Origin of the sequence: Pseudomonas sp. Sample_21 (assembly GCF_004307525.1) — a bacterium.
GTDB classification, from domain to species: Bacteria; Pseudomonadota; Gammaproteobacteria; order Pseudomonadales; family Pseudomonadaceae; genus Aquipseudomonas; species Aquipseudomonas atacamensis.
The window spans coordinates 208,057-226,756 of the sequence record NZ_RCNZ01000036.1; the positions used below are offsets into that span (position 1 = coordinate 208,057).

13 protein-coding genes are annotated in these 18,700 nt (G+C 61.9%); 10 read left to right on the forward strand and 3 right to left on the reverse strand.

Annotated features, from left to right (window positions below; genetic code table 11):
* Positions 1-41: 41 nt before the first annotated feature.
* The 3 genes from D8U71_RS05475 to tpx all read right to left on the reverse strand — a co-directional run bounded on the left by D8U71_RS05475 (position 42) and on the right by tpx (position 5,119).
* Complete coding sequence (locus tag D8U71_RS05475) at positions 42-3,143, reverse strand: MdtB/MuxB family multidrug efflux RND transporter permease subunit (RefSeq protein ID WP_122507275.1); 3,102 nt, start codon at positions 3,141-3,143, stop codon at positions 42-44.
* Entirely contained in the window at positions 3,140-4,444 is a 1,305-nt protein-coding gene (locus tag D8U71_RS05480; protein WP_130887338.1) for an MdtA/MuxA family multidrug efflux RND transporter periplasmic adaptor subunit, read from the reverse strand. Before D8U71_RS05480 ends, D8U71_RS05475 begins: the two co-directional genes overlap by 4 nt.
* 174 nt (positions 4,445-4,618) lie before the next feature.
* Positions 4,619-5,119, reverse strand: a complete 501-nt coding sequence (tpx, locus tag D8U71_RS05485) for a thiol peroxidase (protein WP_071172346.1) — start codon at positions 5,117-5,119, stop codon at positions 4,619-4,621.
* Between the two features lie 513 nt (positions 5,120-5,632).
* Between tpx and D8U71_RS05490 the strand changes: the two genes are divergently transcribed.
* From D8U71_RS05490 to D8U71_RS05535, 10 genes are all read left to right on the forward strand, one after another.
* Positions 5,633-6,583, forward strand: a complete 951-nt coding sequence (locus D8U71_RS05490; RefSeq protein WP_130887339.1) for a transporter — start codon at positions 5,633-5,635, stop codon at positions 6,581-6,583.
* A 22-nt stretch (positions 6,584-6,605) separates the two neighbouring features.
* Positions 6,606-7,586: a MoxR family ATPase gene (locus tag D8U71_RS05495; protein ID WP_016774619.1), complete on the forward strand. Its 981-nt coding sequence runs from the start codon at positions 6,606-6,608 to the stop codon at positions 7,584-7,586.
* Positions 7,583-8,518: a DUF58 domain-containing protein gene (locus tag D8U71_RS05500; protein ID WP_016774618.1), complete on the forward strand. Its 936-nt coding sequence runs from the start codon at positions 7,583-7,585 to the stop codon at positions 8,516-8,518. The genes D8U71_RS05495 and D8U71_RS05500 overlap by 4 nt, the downstream gene beginning before the upstream one ends.
* Positions 8,515-9,114, forward strand: coding sequence for a DUF4381 domain-containing protein (locus D8U71_RS05505; protein ID WP_130887340.1), 600 nt, complete (start codon positions 8,515-8,517; stop codon positions 9,112-9,114). The genes D8U71_RS05500 and D8U71_RS05505 overlap by 4 nt, the downstream gene beginning before the upstream one ends.
* Complete coding sequence (locus tag D8U71_RS05510) at positions 9,101-10,093, forward strand: VWA domain-containing protein (RefSeq protein ID WP_016774616.1); 993 nt, start codon at positions 9,101-9,103, stop codon at positions 10,091-10,093. Before D8U71_RS05505 ends, D8U71_RS05510 begins: the two co-directional genes overlap by 14 nt.
* Before the next feature lies 1 nt (position 10,094).
* Positions 10,095-11,675, forward strand: a complete 1,581-nt coding sequence (locus D8U71_RS05515; RefSeq protein WP_130887341.1) for a VWA domain-containing protein — start codon at positions 10,095-10,097, stop codon at positions 11,673-11,675.
* The gene (locus tag D8U71_RS05520) at positions 11,672-13,114 is read left to right on the forward strand and encodes a BatD family protein (RefSeq protein ID WP_130887342.1); all 1,443 of its coding nucleotides are present in this window, start codon (positions 11,672-11,674) and stop codon (positions 13,112-13,114) included. The genes D8U71_RS05515 and D8U71_RS05520 overlap by 4 nt, the downstream gene beginning before the upstream one ends.
* Positions 13,111-14,133 (forward strand): HAD family hydrolase, encoded by a 1,023-nt coding sequence (locus D8U71_RS05525; protein ID WP_016774613.1) that lies wholly within the window; start codon positions 13,111-13,113, stop codon positions 14,131-14,133. Before D8U71_RS05520 ends, D8U71_RS05525 begins: the two co-directional genes overlap by 4 nt.
* Positions 14,134-14,203: 70 nt before the next feature.
* Positions 14,204-15,778: an arylsulfatase gene (locus tag D8U71_RS05530; protein ID WP_024012862.1), complete on the forward strand. Its 1,575-nt coding sequence runs from the start codon at positions 14,204-14,206 to the stop codon at positions 15,776-15,778.
* Between the two features lie 248 nt (positions 15,779-16,026).
* A complete protein-coding gene (locus tag D8U71_RS05535; RefSeq protein WP_130887343.1) occupies positions 16,027-18,531 on the forward strand; it encodes a fused MFS/spermidine synthase in 2,505 nt (834 codons plus the stop codon).
* The last annotated feature ends 169 nt before the right edge of the window (positions 18,532-18,700 follow it).

Below are 18,700 nucleotides of genomic sequence, written 5' to 3' on the forward strand. Positions count from 1 at the left end.
AGCAAGCTCGCTCCCACAAGGGATATGTGCTGATTGAGGGGTCATACCGCGACCTCGTCACCTTCGGCTTTGGCTTTGCCAAAGCGCCTTCCGAGGCGGTCGAAGTACAGGTAAATCACCGGCGTGGTGAACAGCGTCAACACCTGGCTCACCAGCAAACCGCCGACCATCACCAGACCCAACGGCTGACGCAGTTCCGCGCCAGACCCCGTGGCCAGCATCAGCGGCACCGCGCCGAACAACGCGGCCAGTGTGGTCATCAGAATCGGCCTGAAGCGCAGCAGCGCCGCTTGATAGATCGCCTCTGCCGGGGCCATGCCCTGGGTGCGTTCGGCGTCGAGGGCGAAGTCGATCATCATGATCGCGTTCTTCTTGACGATACCGATCAGCAGGATGATGCCGATGATCGCGATCATGCCCAAATCGTTGCCACTGAGCAGCAACGCCAGCAAGGCACCGACCGCTGCCGACGGCAAGGTCGAAAGAATGGTGATCGGGTGGATGTAGCTCTCGTAGAGCACGCCCAGCACGATGTACATGGTCACCACCGCCGCCAGAATCAGCAGCAAGGTGCTCGACAGCGAAGCCTGGAACGCTTGCGCCGCGCCCTGGAACTGAGTCTGCACGCCGACCGGCATGCCGATGTCCTGCTGCACTTGCTCGATGATGTCCACGGCATGCCCCAACGCCACGCCCGGCGCGAGGTTGAACGACATCATCACTGCCGGAAACTGGCCGATGTGGGTGATCGCCAATTGCGCCTGACGTTCTTCGACATGCGCCAGACTCGACAGGCGTACCTGCGCGCCGTCGGTGGTCTTGACGTGAATCTGATCCAGCGCCTGCGGGCCGATCTTCTCCCCGGCCTGGGCTTGCAGCACCACGCGGTACTGGCTGGCCTGGGTGTAAATGGTCGAAATCTGCCGCTGGCCGAACGCGTCGTAAAGCGCATCGGTGATATTCGCCACCGACACGCCAAGGCGCGATGCGGCGTCGCGGTCGATCACCAAATAGACCTGCAAGCCTTTGTCCTGCAAATCACTGGCCACGTCGGTCAACTCCGGACGCTGCGCCAGGGCTTCGACCAGACGTCCGCTCCACTGGCTGAGCAATTCGGAGTCCGGCGAAGACATGCTGAACTGATACTGCGTGCGGCTGACCCGATCCTCGATGGTCAGGTCCTGCACCGGCTGCATGAACAAACGAATGCCGACCAGTTTGTCCAGTTGCGGTTGCAGGCGCGCGATCACTTCGCTGGCCGTCAGATCGCGCTCGCCGTGGGGCTTGAGGTTGATCAGCAAACGGCCGCTGTTGAGCGTGGCGTTGTCGCCGTCGACGCCAATGTAGGACGACAGGCTCTGCACCGCCGGATCTTCGAGAATGATCTTCGCCAGTTGCTGCTGCCGTTCGCCCATCGCCGCGAAGGAGATCGACTGCGGCGCTTCGGAAATGCCCTGAATCACGCCGGTGTCCTGCACCGGAAAGAAACCCTTCGGCACGATCACGTACAGGAACACGGTCAACGCCAGTGTGCCGATGGCGACCAGCAAGGTCAGCGGCTGATGCTTGAGCACCCAGCGCAGCATCCGCCCGTATTCCTTGATCATCCAGTCGATGAACGCACCGCTGGCGCGGTAGAAACGGCCTTGCTCGTGTTCCTGCGGTTCACGCTTGAGCAGGCGCGCGCACATCATCGGCGTCAGGGTCAGCGACACCACCAGGGAAATCAGGATTGCCACCGCCAGGGTAATGGCGAATTCCCGGAACAGGCGCCCCACCACGTCGGCCATGAACAGCAGCGGAATGAGTACGGCGATCAGCGACAGGGTCAGGGAAATCAGGGTGAAGCCGATCTGTTTCGCGCCCTTAAGCGCGGCCTGCATCGGGCTGTCACCCTCTTCGATGAAGCGTGAAATGTTCTCGAGCATGACGATGGCATCGTCGACCACGAAGCCAGTGGCGATGGTCAGCGCCATCAACGTCAGATTGTTCACCGAGAAACCGGCGAGGTACATCACGCCAAAGGTGCCGATCAGCGACAGCGGCACGGCCACCGAGGGAATGATCGTCGCACTGGCGCGGCGTAGAAACAGGAACGTGACCATGACCACCAATGCGATAGCGATCAGCAGTTCGTGTTGCACGTCGGTGACCGAGGCGCGGATGGTCTGGGTGCGATCCGTCAGCACAGTGACGTCGAGGCCGGCCGGCAGGTTGTCGGTGATACTCGGCAGCAAGGCCTTGATGCGGTCGACCACTTCGATGACGTTGGCGCCCGGCTGACGCTGGATGTTCAGCAGCACCGCCTGATTCTGGTTGGCCCACGCGGCCAGACGCTCGTTCTCGGCGCCATCGACGATTTCCGCGACGTCCTTGAGCCGCAACGGCGCGCCGTTCTTGTAGGTCAGGATCAGATTCGCGTAGTCCTCGGGCGAGGTCAGTTGGTCGTTGGCATCGAGCATCGACACCCGGGTCGGGCCATCGAAGTTGCCTTTCGGCTGGTTGACGTTGGAGGCGCCGATCAGCGTGCGCACGTCCGACAAATTGAGGCTGTTGGCCGCGAGCGCTTCGGGGTTGACCTTGATTCGTACCGCCTGACGCTGGCCACCAGCGATGCTGACCATGCCGACGCCGCTGATCTGGGCGATTTTCTGCGCCATGCGCGTATCGACCAAGTCATTGAGCTTGGGCAGCAGCATGGTTTTCGAAGTGATGGCCAGGGTCAGCACCGGGGTGTCCGCCGGATTGACCTTGTTGTACACCGGCGGTGCCGGCAGGTCGGTCGGCAGCAGGTTGGTCGCGGCGTTGATCGCGGCTTGCACCTGCTGCTCGGCGACGTCCATATTGATGTCGAGGCTGAAACGCAGGGTCAGCACCGAAGCGCCGCCGGAGCTGGTCGAAGCCATTTGCGTCAGGCCCGGCATCTGCCCGAACTGGCGCTCAAGCGGCGCGGTGACGGCGCTGGTCATTACGTCCGGACTGGCGCCGGGGTACAGGGTCATGACGCGGATGGTCGGGTAATCGACCTGCGGCAAGGCCGAAACCGGCAGCAGGCGATAAGCGATCAGGCCGGCCAGGACAATGGCCAGCATGCTCAGGGTGGTGGCAACCGGACGGAGGATGAACAGCCGCGAAATGTTCATGCGCCCTTCTTGGCCTTTTCAGCGGTGGTCGCATCGGGATTGGCGGCGGATTTGCCTTGCAGGTGTTCGGTCGGCGAGGTCGGCACTTCGCTGCTGTCATTGACCACTTCGACTTCGCTGCCCTCCTTCAGTCGATCGGTGCCTTCAAGCACAACGCGATCGCCCGCGGCGAGGCCTTCGGTGACCACGGTGTTGTCACCGTCGCTGGCACCGATTTTTAGCTGGCGAATGGTGACTTTCTTGTCGCCGTCCAGCGCATAGACGAAGGTGCCGTTGGTACCGAACTGGATCGCTGCCGACGGCGCCAGCACTACACCTTTCAGCGTGTCTGCCAGTAAATGGACGTTGACGAACTGATTGGGAAACAGCGACTGGTCGCGGTTGTCGTAGCGAGCCTTGAATTTCAAAGTGCCGGTAGCGACGTCGATCTGGTTGTCGAGGCTTTGCAGTACGCCGGTGGCTTGCAGCTTGGTGTCGCCGCGATCCCACGCTTCGGCAGGCAACTTGGCGCCACTGCGGTAACGGGCCAGCACGGTGTCGAGGCTGTTCTCCGGCAAGGTGAAGGCCACGCTGATCGGTTGCGTCTGGGTGATCACCGCGAGGAACGTGGTGTCGTTGGCGGCGACGAGGTTGCCGACGTCGACCTGACGCAGACCGACGCGACCGGCAATCGGCGCGCGGATCTTGGTGAATTCGAGATTGAGCTTGGCATCGTTGACCGCTGCCTGATTGGTCTTGACCGTGCCCAGATACTGGCCAACCAGCGCTTCGGCGGTGTCGAGGGTCTGTTTGGCGATGCTGTCTTCTTTATACAGCCCACGATAACGCTCGACGTCGACCTGGGCGTTTTTCAGTTGCGCCTGATTCTGCAGCAACGTGCCTTCGGCCTGGAGCAGAGCATTCTGGTAAGGACGCGGATCGATCTCGGCCAGCAGGTCGCCCGCCTTGACCATCTGCCCTTCTTCGAAATGAATCTTCACCAGTTCGCCGCCCACCCGGCTGCGCACGTTGATGGTATTGAGCGCGGTGACCGTGCCCAGTGCCTTGTAATACAGCGGGAAGTCGCCCTTCACCGCCGGCGCCACACGCACCGGAATCGGCCCGGTACCGCCGCCGAAGCCCGGCCGCATCATTCCCGAGCGCCCGGTATGGCCGGCGGCCGCTTTGTCGCCGCCCGCCTTGTCAGCAGAGCCGGTGGGCCAGAATTTCCAGCACAGGACAGCGATGACCAACAGGACCAGCAGGCTGATCAGCCAGCGACGGGATTTGCGGGGGGACGATTGCATGGAGTTATTGACCATTGGGCGCGTGGGCTTCTATTACGGGAGGCTGAACGATAAGCACTGAGTGGATTTAAGCAAAGCAGCTTTACCGGCAATTTACCTTCCACTTACGTTTCAAGGTGTGAGGCAAAACCCTGATACACAAATGAAAACGGCCTGGACAGGGCCAGGCCGTTAACAATTGTAAAAGCCTTACTTGAGAACGGACAGTGCCGCTTCGTAGTTAGGCTCTTCGGCGATTTCCTTGACCAGTTCGCTGTGCAGGACGTTGTCGTTTTCGTCCAGCACCACAACAGCGCGCGCGGTCAGGCCTTTCAATGGGCCGTCAGCGATGGCCACGCCGTAGTTTTCGATGAACTCGCTGCCGCGCAGGGTCGACAGGTTCTGTACGTTTTCCAGACCTTCGGCGCCGCAGAAGCGCGCCTGGGCGAACGGCAGGTCAGCGGAGATGCACAGCACCACGGTGTTGCTGATGTCGTTGGCCTGGGCGTTGAACTTGCGCACGGAGGTGGCGCAGGTCGGGGTGTCGACGCTTGGGAAGATGTTCAGGACTTTGCGCTTGCCGGCGAAGTCTTTCAGGGTGACGTCGGACAGATTGCCGGCTACCAGGGAAAAGGCTGGCGCCTTGGAACCGGCTTGTGGCAACTGGCCATTGACTTGAACCGGATTGCCTTTGAGGGTGACTTGAGCCATGACTTGAGTCCTTCTGTTTTTTGATTGGAAAGCATGCAAGAGGCGGAAGTTAACCACGAAATCGGCTGACGACCTATGCCCCGTTGGAAATTGTTGGGCGCTCGGCGGCGAGATTGTATACAAGTCCTGTGGGAGCGAGCCCGCTCGCGAAATCAGGTATCGATATCAGAAACGTGTGTCAACTGGACTACCGCTTTCGCGAGCAGGCTCGCTCCCACAGAAGTTTGCAGTGCTGCCCCAACCACCTTCGATTCAGCCCGGCTCCGACCATTAGAGGTGTGATGTGTGCACCCCGCCGCCCGCACCAACGAATTAATTCCTTCGACTGGCTAACCCCCGATTAGCTGCTAGTTTCAGAAGGACGTGTCCTACAGGCTTGATAAGCAAAGGGATAACGCAGTAGCGGCGCGACAGTGCTCAGTTGTCCGGAAAAACACCATGGAATCGGGAATGATCTGCAGTCGAGCCGGGAATAGAGGATTTCTGCCGCGGCCGGGTGGCGCGGCGTTTACCATGCTCAAGCCACGGAGCGGGCGTCTCCTCGTCTTGCTGTGCCTGGGCGTCAGTCCATCGCTGTTCGCCGCGGAAGGTGGCGTCGGCCGGCCGATCACGGGCCAGCAAGTGTTCGCCAATGCTGGCATCGTGCCGCCGGAGCCGGGCTGGGTAATGTCGTTGACCAGCATCTGGTACGACGGCTCGCTCAAGGGCAGCGACGGCGCACCGATTTCCGGCGCGATCAGTGGCGGGATCGACGTGAAAGTCTCCTACACCATGGCCAACTTCACCCATGTCTGGAACACCGGCAAGGGCCGCTGGAATTTCGCTTCGGCAATGGGCCTGCCGGTGCAATACACCGACATCAAGGCGAGCATCACCGGCCCGCGCGGGCGCACTTTGGGTGACAGTGATTCCGGCACGCAGTTTGCCGATGCGCTGATCACCCCGCTCGCCGCCGGTTATCACTTCGACGAACTCAATCATCTCTCGCTGTCGCTACCGATCTACGTGCCGACCGGCGCCTATAACAAGGATCGCCTGGCCAATCCCGGACAGAACAATTACACGTTCATGCCGACCGTGGCCTTTACCCATCTCGACGGCAAGGGCGGCGAGTTCACTTTGTCCAGCGGGCTGGAGTTCTACACCGAGAACGACGCCACCGATTATCGCAACGGCAACATCTTCACACTCGACGCCCTCTGGACTCACGGCTTGGGCAATGGCTGGAACGCCGGACTTGCCGCTGGCTACGTGCAGCAACTGACTGACGACAAAGGCCAGACCGCCGATGTCTTCAACGGCTATCGCGGCCGTTCGGTCGGCGCCGGCCCGGTGGTTGGCTGGGCCGGAAAGTTCGCCGATGCCCAGGCCAATATCAGCGCGCGCTGGGTGCCGGAGTTCGACACCAAAAACCGCCCCGAAGGCAACGGCTTCAGCGTCAATCTGACCCTGGCGTTTTTCTAGACCCGGACACAAAGGACTGCCCATGACAGCGCTCACCGACCTCAACGCCCTGCAAGCCAGCATCGCCGAAGCGGTGCTCGGCCAGGATCAAGTCATCCGGCAGATTCTGCTCGGGCTGTTGGCCAATGGTCATTTGCTCCTGGAGAGCCTGCCCGGGCTGGCCAAGACACGCACGGTCAAGGCACTGGCCAAACACCTTGATGCCAAGATGAGCCGCATCCAGTTCACCCCCGACCTGTTGCCCTCGGACATCACTGGCGCCGAGGTGCTGCACCAGGTCGAGGGCAAAAACGAAATCCGATTCCAGCCCGGCCCGCTGTTCGGCAATCTGATCCTCGCCGACGAAATCAACCGCGCCCCGGCCAAGGTCCAGGCGGCGCTGCTCGAAGCCATGGAGGAACGCCAGATCACGGTGGCCGGCAACAGCCATGCGCTACCGGAGCTGTTCATCGTGGTGGCGACGCAGAACCCGATCGAGCAGGAAGGCACCTACCCACTGCCGGAAGCGCAGATGGACCGTTTTCTGATGAAGGTGCTGCTCGATTACCCCAGCGCCGAAAACGAAAGCCAGGTGCTGCGCCTGCTGCGCAACGAAGAGTTTGCCCAAGGTGCGAGCACCACGCCGGTGAAGAATTTCACCTTGCCGCAAGAGGTGATTTTTGCTGCGCGCAAGGAAGTCAGCGCGGTGCACGTTTCACCGGCCATCGACACTTACCTGATTGACCTGATCAACGCTACCCGCCACCCCGCCGACTACGACGAAGACCTCGCACGCTGGATCGCCATTGGTGCCAGTCCCCGTGGCGGCATTGGCCTGGACCGCTGCGCCCGTGCCGATGCGTGGCTGCAGGGGCAGGATTTCGTTTCGCCGGACAACGTCCGCGCCGTGGTCCATCCGGTGTTGCGCCATCGTTTGCAGCTGAGTTACGACGCCGTTGCCGATGGTGTCAGCGCCGATCAGGTGCTTGACCGGATTCTCGACAAAGTGGCGATTCCCGCATGAATGACGAAGGCTTGGTCTACGTCTCTCTGGCGCAATTGATGGCGCTGGAGTTCAAGGCCCGTGACCTGAGCTTTCTTGCCCGGCAGCCGCAGGGCAGCATCCTCGCCGGCAACCACGCCTCGCGGCTGCGCGGTCGCGGGCTGAATTTCGACGAGTTGCGCCGCTATCAACCGGGCGATGACCTGCGCCACCTCGACTGGCGCGCTTCGTTGCGTACCGGCAAACCGGTGGTGCGCACTTTCACCGAAGAACGCGACCGCCCGGCCCTGATCGTGGTCGACCAGCGCATGTCGATGTTCTTCGGCTCGCAGCGCAGCTTCAAATCGGCAGTCGCCGCTGAACTCGCCGCGCTGGCGGCGTGGATGGTTTTTCACGCCGGGGATCGGGTCGGCGGTCTGGTCTTCAACGACCAGCGTATCGACAGCATCGCGCCGTTGCGCAGTCGCAAGCGTGTTGAGGCACTGCTCAGCCGCGTGGTGCAGCAAAACCGCGCGCTGAATGCCGGTAATCCCGACGCCGAAGATGAGGACCAATTGGACAAGGCCTTGCAGCGCTGCCTCGGTGTGGCCGGGCACGACCACTTGATCTGCATCGTCAGCGACTTTGCCGGTGCCGGTGAACGCACCTTGCAATTGATGCGGCAGCTGTCAGCGCACAACGATGTGATTGCCTTGCAGGTCTATGATCCGCTGGCGCTGAAACTGCCGAACAACGGTCGCCTGCTGGTCACCCAGGGCGAGTTGCAGGTCGAACTGGCGATCGAGAAACGTAACGTGCATCAGCCGCTGGGGGATTTTCTCAGCGGGCGGCTCAAGGACGTCGCCAGCCTGCTGCGCCGCAGTCAGGTGCCGCTGATGATGATCAGCACCGCCGAGGACGCCCATGGGCAACTGCGCGCCGAACTGGGCAAAAGCGCCGGGGGCGCGCGATGAACCCGAATATCCCCAGCATCGATCAGCTCAAGGAGTTGGCCCTGCCCGCGCCCGTCAGCTATGCGCCGCAAACGTGGGGCTGGTGGCTGTTGCTGGCGGTGCTGATACTCGCCGCGCTGTTGCTCGGCCTGCGCAGATACTGGCAATGGCGCCGCGACCGCTATCGCCGTGAAGCCCTTGCCCGACTGGCACAGTTGCGCAGCCGCAGTGACGACCTCAACGCCCTGCGCGAATTGCCTGAGCTGCTCAAACGCACGGCCCTGTCCATGCCCACTCGATCGCGGCGCTGGAATGCATTCCCTGTGGGAGCGAGCCTGCTCGCGAAGACGTCAGCGCATGCAATACCTCGATCCACTGACACGGCGCTTTCGCCAGCAGGCTCGCTCCCACAAGGGCCGGCGGCGCTTGGCAGAGATGACTGGCAGGAGTTTCTGCAACGGCATTGCAAAAACAGAATGCCCGCCGACTTCAGCACGCAACTGGCCCAACTTGCCTACGCGCCGGACCCCGTATTGCGCGCCCTCCCCGCAGCGCAACGGCAAATGCTCTTCGACAGCTGCCAATACTGGGTGGAGCATCACCATGTGGCAGCTTGATTACCCCTGGCTGTTACTCCTGCTGCCGCTGCCGTGGCTGGCTTACCGCTTTTTGCCCGCTTACAACGAAGCCCGCAGTGCCGTGCGCGTACCGTTTTTCGGCGCGATGAGCCGCGCGGTCGGCGAAGCGCCAGGCACTGCGGGCAGTCGGCGCAATCGCTGGCAACTGCTGCTCAATGTGCTGGTGTGGGCGCTGATTCTGCTGGCCGTGTCGCGTCCGGTGTATGTCGAAAAGCCGATCGAACGCCAGCAACCGGTGCGCGACCTGATGCTCGCCATCGACCTTTCGCAGTCGATGGAAACCGAGGATTTCACTAACGCCCAAGGCGAAAAAATCAATCGCCTGGCGGCGGTCAAAGGCGTGGTGCAAGGCTTCATCGACAAACGCAAGGACGACCGCATCGGCCTGATCGTGTTTGGCAGCGGTGCCTATCCACAGGCCCCGCTAACCCTCGATCACGCCAGCCTGTCGTTGTTGCTGGCGGATACCGGGATCGGCATGGCCGGCCCCAACACGGCGATCGGCGATGCAATCGGGCTCAGCCTGAAATTGCTCGACAAGGCCCATGAGCAGGAAAAAGTCCTGATTCTGCTGACCGATGGCAATGACACCAGCAGCGCGATCACCCCGGATCACGCCGCCGAAATGGCGGCCAACAAAGGCGTGGTCATTCATACCATCGGCATCGGCGACCCCGACGCTTCCGGCGAAGCGAAGGTCAATCTGCAAGGCCTCGAACAGATCGCCAATACCACCGGCGGCCGCTTCTTCCGCGCCGAAGACCGCGCGGCACTGGATCAGGTCTACACCACCCTCGACCAGCTCACCCCGCATCAGGTGAAAACCCTCAGCCATCAACCGCAGCGGGAACTGTTCTACTGGCCGCTGGGTGCAGCATTGCTGTTGTTGGCGCTGTATCAGCTCGGCGCCCTTTTACGCCCGAACCTGACGGTTGCGCGGCAGCGGCAGGAGGCCTGAAATGGAGATCAACCTGAGCGATTTCCACTTTCTGCGCCCGCTGTGGCTGTTGCTTGCGCTGTTCGGCGCAATGCTGCCACTGATCTGGCGTCGCAGCCGCGACCTGCAAAAGCGCCTGCGCGGCAATATCGCCGAACACTTGCTGCCGCACTTGTTGATCACCCCGCAGGATCACCAGCGCTGGCGCCCGGTGCACCTGCTCTGTGCGCTGCTGATCCTCGGCGCACTCGCCGCGGCCGGGCCGACGTGGGAACAGGATCGCCCGGACTTTCTCGAGAACCGCGCACCACTGATCGTTGCCGTCGACCTTTCGCCGTCGATGGACGCCAACGACGTGCAGCCGACGCGGCTGGAGGCGGTCAAGCACAAGCTGCATGATCTGCTGCAACGTCGCGCCGCTGCGCGGACCGCACTGATCGCCTATGCCGGCAGCGCGCATCTGGTGTTGCCACCGACCGACGATCCGGCGCTGCTCGACAGTTTCATCCAGGCCCTGGGCACGGGCTTGATCGACAAACCCGGCAAGAACGTCGCCGCCGTGATCGATCAAGCGAAACGCTTGCTCAGCGCCGAGAACACCCCGGGCAGTCTGCTGCTGATGACTGATGGGGCCGATACCACGCAACTCGATGATCTGCAAAAACACCTCGACGGCAGTGCCTTGCAGGTTCTGGTTCTGGCGGTGGGCAGCGAAGACGCGGGCGTCATCACTACCGCCAGCGGCCAGCCGAAAATCGACAGCAGCGGACGACCAGTGCTCGGCAGTTTCGATCAAGCGGCCCTCAAGCAATTGGCCTCGGCCGTCGACGCGCCGCTCGGCAGCCTGACCCTCAATAACGATGACCTGGAGTGGATCGAGTTGCACGCACGGCAACACTTCCAGAGCGCCAGCGCCGAACAGCGCGAATTGCACTGGAAGGACGCCGGTTACTGGCTCTGCTGGCCGTTGCTGTTACTGGCGCTGTTCAGCGTACGCAAAGGCTGGAGCGTCAACTGGATGCCGGCGCTGTTTTTGGCCGTAGGGTTGGGCTGGCCTGCGGCGCCGGCGCAGGCCAACGCCCTCACCGATGCGTTTTTCACCCGCGACCAACAAGGCCGCTGGGCGTTTGAGCATGATCGTTTGCCCGAAGCCGCAGCGCTGTTCGTCGACCCGTACTGGAAAGGTATCGCGGCCTATCACGCTGCCGATTACGACTTGGCAATGGCGACCTTCGCCCGCCTGGACACGCCGCAGGCGTACTTCTACCTGGGCAACATTTACGTGCGCCGCTTCAAGTTCGATCAGGCGATTGCCGCCTACAGCCAGGCGTTGAAACTGCAGCCGCAATTTCCCGAAGCGACCGCCAATCTGGCCTTGGCTCAGGCACTGCTCAAGGACACCGAAAGCGCAGAGAAAAACGCTCCGCAAACCAAACCCGATGAAGTCAAATTCGACAAGGCACCCGGTAAAGGTCAGAGCAAAAAGGTCGAGACCCAGCAAGCGGCGTCCGACGCGCTGTGGCTGGAGAACCTGACCACCTCGCCGGCGAAGTTTCTAAGGCAGAAATTCAGTCTGCAGGATCAGCAGGGAGACCGGCCATGAACCTCCGGCACCTGAGCGCCGCCATCGCTGGCAAGCCAGCTCCCACAGGGAATTTCTGTGTAGTTGCAAACTTTGTGAAGATTGCTGTGATTTGTGGGAGCTGGCTTGCCAGCGATGGCGGCAGAACAATCAGCGCAAAACTCAGCGCCCTGCTGCTGACCAGCCTGCTCTCTCTGAATGTTTTTGCAGCCCCAGCGCAACTGAAGGTCGAGGCTCACCTCAACCCTAGCGAAGGCGCGATGGTCGGCGGGCTGGTTGAACTGCAACTCGACGTGCTCACCGACACCTGGTTCACCAGCGCCGCCACCCTGCCCGATCTGCAACTCGACGGTGCGCTGGTAATGCCGCCGAACGGCCAGGCGCAGCATCTGAACCAGACCATCGATGGCCAATCGTTCAATGGCTTGCGCTATAGCTATCTGATCACGCCCAACGTCGCGCGCAGTTTCGATATCCCGGCGCTGACCGTACGCGCCACACTGGGCCAGGCCACTGAAGAAATCAGCGCACAGAGCCAGCCGCTGAGTTTCAGCGCCGCCCAGCCGCCCGGTTTCGCGCCCGGGGAGACGCCTTTGGTCGCCAGTGGGTTGCGCTTGAAACAGATCGTTACCAATTCGGCCACGCCGCTGAAAGTCGGCGACAGCATCACCCGTGAGCTCACCCTGCAAGCCGATGGCGCGCTGGCGATGGCCCTGCCGATTCCGACCTTCCGTGATGTCGACGGATTGAGTCGCTACGCGAAGACGCCACAAGTCACTGCTCTGGATGACGGTCGCGGCAATATCCTCGGCGGCCAACGTGTCGACAGCGCCAGCTATCGCATCGACAGTGCCGGTACTTACACGCTGCCGGCGATCCGCGTGAAATGGTGGGACGCCTCTGCGAAGCAGATACGTAGCGCTGAGGTGCCGGCCGTGAGCTTCGAGGCCGCGGCCAACAACGCCTATAAACCGGTGTTTTCGCTCGCCGAAGACCTCAGGCAACTGCAACAGAATCACTTGCACTTCTCCAGCCGCTGGCTGCTCTGGCTGGCGCTGGCGGTCGGCCTCGCCGTCGGTGTGTACTTGCTGCGGCCCGTCGCCGTTCACGCCCATCAACGCTGGCTCGCACATAAACGGGCGAAGCAATTGGCCTGGCAGCATTCGCCCGCTTTCGCCTGGCAACAGATCGCCCCGCAACTGCAAGCCAGACCCGCGCAACTGACCGCGCTGTACCTGTGGCTGCGGCGTAGTCGTCTGGGCTTGAAACTCACGGGCGCCGGGCCACGTTTGCAGGGATTGTTACGCGGGCTTTACGGCCGTCAGTCTGCCGCCGATCAAACACTTGTTCAGCTTCGCCAATCGTTGTCTACGCTTCAAAGTCAGGTCGCCCGCCAACAGGCGAAACCCGCACCGGCCCTGCGCCCGCTCAACCCTGTGCATGAGAAGGATTTCACATGATCAACCCGTTGCTGCGTCGCCAACGTTTCGGTCTTGCCCTGCTGTTGACACTGGTTCTGCCCCTGCTGGCACAGGCGAATGAACCGCTGCCGTCGTGGAATGACGGCCCGGCCAAAAAGAGCATTATCGAGTTCGTCCAGGCCGTGACCGACCAGAGCAGCAAGGACTTCGTCAAACCGGCCGATCGCATCGCCGTGTTCGACAATGACGGTACCTTGTGGAGCGAGCAACCGGCGTACTTCGAATTGCTGTTTGCCTTCGACGAGGTCAAGCGCACCGCCGCACAACACCCGGAATGGAAAACCACACAGCCGTTCAAAGCGGTGCTGGAAAATGATCACAAGGCCCTCGCCGCGTCGGGCATGGAGGGTTTGCTGCAGATCGTCGGCGCCACTCACGGCGGCATGACCACCGAAGCCTTCGATGACTACGCGAAAACCTGGTTCAGCCAGGCACGCCACCCGAAAACCGGCAAGCCCTACACGGAAATGATCTTCCAGCCGATGCTGGAAATGCTCGACTACCTGCGCAGCCAGAACTTCAAGACCTACATCGTTTCCGGCGGCGATACCGGCTTCATGCGCGCCTTTGCCGAGAAGGTCTACGGCATCCCGCCGGAACAGGTGATCGGTACCACGTTCGTCACCTCTTATCAGTTCAAGGACGGCAAAGCGTCGATCGTGCGCACGCCGAAAGTCGCGCACAACGACGACGGGCCGGGCAAACCGGTCAGCATCGATGCGGTCATCGGTCGGCGGCCGATCCTCGCCTTTGGCAACTCCGACGGCGACCTGCAGATGCTGCAGTGGACTGCCGCCGGACCGGGCAAGCGCCTGATGGGGCTGGTGCATCACACCGATGCCAAGCGCGAGTGGGCTTATGACCGGCAATCGAATATCGGCCGACTCGACAAAGCCCTCGATGAAGCGAATTCACGTGGCTGGACGGTGGTGGACATGGCGTCGGAATGGCGCCGGATCTATCCGTTCGATCCGCCGGCAACCGAGCAGGTGCAATAAGAAAGCGTAATGCAGGAGAGCAGTAAACGTTTGTCGCAAAAAACGACCCCCGCGCAAAGGAGCAAGTCATATGACTCGCATACGCAAGTGGCTACCGAAACTCGCCCTGGTGGCAACCTCGGTGATGGCGCTGTCGGCAACCGCCACAGCGGCTGAAAAACCCAACATTCTCGTGATCTTCGGCGACGACATCGGCCAGACCAACATCAGTGCCTATTCCATGGGCGTGGTCGGATACAAGACGCCGAATATCGACCGTATCGCCAAAGAAGGCATGATCTTCACCGATTACTATGCCGAAAACAGTTGCACGGCCGGACGCTCGTCGTTCATCACCGGGCAGACACCGTTGCGGACCGGCTTGTCCAAGGTTGGCATGCCGGGGGTCCCGGTGGGCTTGCAGGCACGCGATGTGACCATTGCCCAAGCGTTGAAAGCCCAGGGCTATGCCACGGGTCAATTCGGCAAGAACCACTTGGGCGACAAAGACGAATATCTGCCGACCAATCATGGTTTCGACGAGTTTTTCGGCAACCTGTATCACCTCAACGCCGAAGAGGAGCCGGAGCGTCCGTACTGGCCCAAGGATGATGCCGAGTTCGTCAAGGCCGCCTCGCCTCGCGGCGTGATCCACAGTTTTGCCGACGGCAAGATTGAAGACACCGGCGCGCTGACCAAGAAACGCATGGAGACCATCGACGACGAAACCACTGCGGCAGCGCAAGCGTTCATCGAGAAACAGGCCAAGGCGGACAAACCGTTCTTTGTCTGGATGAACACCACACGCATGCATGCCTTCACTCACGTGCGCGAATCCATGCAAGGCCAAAGCGGCATGGTCGGCAACGAATATGCCGATGGCATGCTCGAGCATGACGGCGACGTCGGCAAGCTGCTCAAGACACTGGATGACTTGAAGCTGACCGAGAACACCATCGTTGTCTACACCACGGATAACGGCCCGAACCAATGGTCGTGGCCCGACGCTGCAACGACGCCGTTCCGCAACGAGAAAAACTCGAACTGGGAAGGCGCGTACCGTGTACCGGCGATGATTCGCTGGCCGGGCAAAGTCAAGGCAGGCGAAGTCTCCACGCAGATGTTCTCCGGTCTGGACTGGTTCCCGACACTGTTGGCCGCCGTGGGCGACACCGACATCAAGGACCGCTTGCTCAAGGGCGCCGACATCGGCGGCAAGAACTTCAAAGTGCACCTGGACGGCTATAACCAACTGGACTACCTGACGGGTAAAACCGACAAGAGCGCGCGCAAGGAGTTCTACTACTTCAACGATGACGGTGCGTTGGTCAGCATGCGTTTCAATGATTGGAAATTGGTGTTCTGTGAGCAGCGCGCGCCCGGCGGACTGCAGGTGTGGAGCGAACCGTTCACCTGCCTGCGTGTGCCGAAAATGTTCAACCTGCGCATGGACCCGTACGAACGCGCCGATGTCGTGTCTGACCAGTACTATGACTGGCTGACGAAAAACGACTATCTGATTTTCGACGGTACCCGCCGCGCGGCGAAGTTCCTGCAGACCTTCGTCGACTATCCACCTAGCCAGCGTCCGGCGAGCTTCAGCATCGACCAGATCCGCGAGGACGTGGATCGCCGTATCGAAGAAAAAATGAAGAAAGCCCAGTAACACCGCTGTACCGCCGCTCGCCTTCATCGGCGGGCGGCCCTGTTTTGAACAAGCGACCGGGTCGGTTTCGTTTGCTAGCAGGCTCGCTCCCAAAAGGTTTTCTGCGATCGATCCCACGCTCTGCGTGGTAACGCAGCCCGGGACGCTCGGCGTCCAATGCCGAAGCGGACGCGGAGCGTCCAGTGAGGCATTCCCACGCAGAGCGTGGGAACGATCAACATCAGCCAATCCATAACAAGGCTCACCGCATGTCCTCACGTATCGCCAGCAAGCCGTCGGCCATACCCGTTCCGCAAGCCGCGTCCACCATCTCAATGATCCCTGCCCTGCTGCTATGCATCTCCGGCGCGGCAGCGTTGGTCTATCAGGTGTTGTGGATCAAACAGCTGTCGCTGGTGGTCGGCGTCGAGGTCTATGCAATCACCACCGGCATCAGCGCGTTTTTCGCCGGGCTCGCGCTCGGCGGCTGGCTATTCGGGCGCTGGGCCGATCGCTTGCAACAGCCGGTTCTGCTGTATGCCGGGCTGGAAGTACTGGTGGCGATACTCGGCGTTGGCGCGACAGTGGCCATGAGTCTGGCGGGCAGTGCGTTTGCCTGGTTGCAAGGTCATGTCGGCGTGCTTGCGTGGTTGCTGCCGTTTGCGCTGGTGGGCATTCCGGCGGTGTTGATGGGCGGGACGCTGCCGGTGCTGGTGCGCTCACTGGCGGCTGAGCCGGGCAAGGCCGGCGGTCAGTTGTATGCGGCGAATACGCTGGGCGCGATCGTCGGCACTTTGCTCGCCGCGTTCGTACTGATCGCCAGCCTCGGCGTGCGCGGCAGTGCGCTGTTCGCCGCGATGCTCAATCTGCTCGCCGCGGCCGGTGCGCTGTGGTTGCAGCGCCAGCAGCCAGTGGCGCTGGCCGCGCCGGTCAAACACGGCAACGCCAAAGCACCCGACCGCACTGCGCTGTGGCTCTACGCAGTCGCCGGGGGCGTGGCGTTGGGCTATGAGGTGGTCTGGTCACAATCGATCGTGCAATTCATGAGCACGCGCACCTATGCGTTTGCTGTGGTGCTGGCGACTTACCTGACCGGGCTGTTTATCGGCAGCGCCCTGCTCGCCCGTCGCGTCGAGCGCATTCGCGACCCATGGGGCGTATTCGGCTTGTTGATTGCCGGTGCAGGTCTGATTGCGCTGCTGGAGATCGCCGTGCTCGGCCGCTGGCTGGTGCTCGCGCAGAGCCATGCGGAAACCTGGCTGCTGAGTCTGGGCGTCAGCGAGCTGGCCGGTATGAGTGCGCGCTTTGCCGTGGCGGCGCTGAGCATCGTGTTTGTGCCGACCCTGCTGCTCGGCGCGGCGTTTCCTCTGGCGCTGCGCCTGAGTGTCGGCAGCGAACGTGTGGGCCGCGATGTCGGCGCCGTTGTCGCGTTCAACACCCTGGGCGGGATCATCGGTGTGATGCTTTGCGGCTTCGTATTGATTCCCTTGCTGGGACTTGTGCGCACCCTCGGTCTACTGGCGCTCGTCGCAGCGACAATCGGTTATCTGGCGGTGCGCAAGGGCCATGGCGTGGCGAAAGGTCGGCGCCAGGCCGTGGTCGCACTAGGTCTGGTTTGCGTTGCAGTGGCGGTACTGACGCCCGTCGACAAACTGGCCAGCCTGTTGCCCGGCGCACGCAACGGCACGCTGGCCTTCTACGAGGAAGGACGCGGCGGCACGGTCGCGGTGGTCACTCAGGGACGTGGCGAAAACAGCTTCCACCGTTTGTACATCCAGGGCGTGTCGAACACCGGCGATGCCATGCCGTCGCTGCGCTACATGCGCATTCAGGCGCTGCTGCCGCTGCTGATCCACAACGGTGAACCGCGCTCGACCCTGGTGATCGGCTTCGGCACCGGCATCACCGCAGGCGCCATGCTGCGCTATCCGGGGCTGGAACATCGCGTGGTTGCCGAATTGCTGCCATCGGTGGTGAAAGCGGCGCCCCTGTTCAAGGGCAACTTCAATGCCGCCAGCGATCCCGGCGTCGACGTTCGCCTGCGCGACGGTCGCCAGGAACTGCTGCGCAGTGCACAGACCTACGACGTGATCACCCTGGAACCGCCACCGCCCTCCGCTGCCGGCGTTGTCAATTTGTATTCGCGGGACTTCTACCAGCTGGCCGCCAGTCGCTTGCAGGATCAGGGCATCGTTGCGCAGTGGCTGCCGCTGCCGACGCAGAATATCGACGACTCGCGCTCACTGGTGCGCAGCTTCCTCGACGTGTTCCCGCATGCCTCGCTGTGGACCAGCGAGTTTCACGAAATGCTGCTGGTTGGCTCAATGAAACCGATGCAACTGGACGCCGCGAAAATCACCGCGCGCTTCCAACAGGACAGCGTACGCAACACCTTGCAGGACGTCGGCATCGGCTCGGCGGCGGCGCTGCTGGCCACCTGGGTCACCGATCGCACCGGCCTGGAGCGCTTCGCCGCCGATGCACCGGCAGTGACTGATGATCAGCCGCGCATCGAATACGCGCCGTGGGTACGCAGCAAGGAAATCACCCGCGTGCTACCGGCGCTGCTTGACTTGTATCAGCCACCTACACTGGTCAATGCCGATGCCGGGTTCAGTGAACGCATGGAAACGCATCGGCAGCGGTTGATGCAGTTTTATCGGGCAAGCCTGCACGCCTACGACGGCGATCGGGACGCCTGGGGGCGGGATATCCGGGAAGTGATGCAAGGGGATCGGGCGAACCCATATTTTCGCTGGTTTGTCGGGCAGTAAGGCGGGGACTGACAGGATGCCTTCGCGAGCAGGCTCGCTCCCACAGAAAAGCAGAGCAGCGCAGCTGCCCGCGGCGAAGCCGCCCCACTCAACAATGAGCGTTAGCTCGAGTGCTTTTGATCTTGATCCACCGGCGACGTCGGAAGGCTGAGCGGAGGGATTGATCCGG

What these genes read in the sequence shown, in the direction of transcription:
- D8U71_RS05520 (WP_130887342.1), top strand. Translation starts at nt 11,672, where the DNA reads ATGAACCTCCGGCACCTGAGCGCCGCCATCGCTGGCAAGCCAGCTCCC.
- D8U71_RS05505 (WP_130887340.1), top strand. Translation starts at nt 8,515, where the DNA reads ATGAACCCGAATATCCCCAGCATCGATCAGCTCAAGGAGTTGGCCCTG.
- D8U71_RS05535 (WP_130887343.1), top strand. Translation starts at nt 16,027, where the DNA reads ATGTCCTCACGTATCGCCAGCAAGCCGTCGGCCATACCCGTTCCGCAA.
- tpx (WP_071172346.1), bottom strand. Translation starts at nt 5,119, where the DNA reads ATGGCTCAAGTCACCCTCAAAGGCAATCCGGTTCAAGTCAATGGCCAG.
- D8U71_RS05475 (WP_122507275.1), bottom strand. Translation starts at nt 3,143, where the DNA reads ATGAACATTTCGCGGCTGTTCATCCTCCGTCCGGTTGCCACCACCCTG.
- D8U71_RS05500 (WP_016774618.1), top strand. Translation starts at nt 7,583, where the DNA reads ATGAATGACGAAGGCTTGGTCTACGTCTCTCTGGCGCAATTGATGGCG.
- D8U71_RS05495 (WP_016774619.1), top strand. Translation starts at nt 6,606, where the DNA reads ATGACAGCGCTCACCGACCTCAACGCCCTGCAAGCCAGCATCGCCGAA.
- D8U71_RS05530 (WP_024012862.1), top strand. Translation starts at nt 14,204, where the DNA reads ATGACTCGCATACGCAAGTGGCTACCGAAACTCGCCCTGGTGGCAACC.
- D8U71_RS05515 (WP_130887341.1), top strand. Translation starts at nt 10,095, where the DNA reads ATGGAGATCAACCTGAGCGATTTCCACTTTCTGCGCCCGCTGTGGCTG.
- D8U71_RS05480 (WP_130887338.1), bottom strand. Translation starts at nt 4,444, where the DNA reads ATGGTCAATAACTCCATGCAATCGTCCCCCCGCAAATCCCGTCGCTGG.
- D8U71_RS05525 (WP_016774613.1), top strand. Translation starts at nt 13,111, where the DNA reads ATGATCAACCCGTTGCTGCGTCGCCAACGTTTCGGTCTTGCCCTGCTG.
- D8U71_RS05490 (WP_130887339.1), top strand. Translation starts at nt 5,633, where the DNA reads ATGCTCAAGCCACGGAGCGGGCGTCTCCTCGTCTTGCTGTGCCTGGGC.
- D8U71_RS05510 (WP_016774616.1), top strand. Translation starts at nt 9,101, where the DNA reads ATGTGGCAGCTTGATTACCCCTGGCTGTTACTCCTGCTGCCGCTGCCG.